Source organism: Sphingobacterium sp. 18053, assembly GCF_902706145.1.
In the GTDB taxonomy this organism is placed as follows: domain Bacteria; phylum Bacteroidota; class Bacteroidia; order Sphingobacteriales; family Sphingobacteriaceae; genus Sphingobacterium; species Sphingobacterium paramultivorum.
Window position 1 is genome coordinate 1 of sequence record NZ_CACSJW010000038.1, and the last position, 481, is coordinate 481.

Below are 481 nucleotides of genomic sequence, written 5' to 3' on the forward strand. Positions count from 1 at the left end.
ATTTAATACAAGCATCACAAAATTCAGCAAAGCGTTTATACTCTTTCGTTTCAATGAAATGTTGATTTTTAGTCATTACGATACCTCTTTAATTTTTTGCCGTGGTAAGTCGTTTCTTGAGGTGAATAACCACAATTTTTTTCTGCTTTAATTAATTCCGTGGTTGTTTGACTAGCAATATTTTTTTTTACGTGTTTTCTTCTCTGACTACGAGCGTGCTGTATGTCTTTTATATCTATGGAGTAATCAGCTATTTCTGGACATATAGCAGTACAAAGAAATTCATCTCTATAAAACACACGTATTTCAGCCATATCATTTGGGTTATAACGAATCAGTACATATTCACCTACATAAGCTGCTAGATTAGTATTACTGTATCGAAAACCTTGAAAATGAATGCCATCTGAATGAACTTTTCTAGATTTAGGTATTTCCAACAATAATAAATCAAGTTGTTCTAAGCTACTCGGCATATTAG

The 481-nt window shown here is 32.0% G+C and carries 1 protein-coding gene; it reads right to left on the reverse strand.

Annotated features, from left to right (window positions below; all coding sequences use genetic code 11):
* Positions 1-68: 68 nt before the first annotated feature.
* Positions 69-481 (reverse strand): Mu transposase C-terminal domain-containing protein (locus GVK91_RS27180; RefSeq protein ID WP_200845724.1); only part of this gene is annotated, 413 nt, incomplete at its 5' end.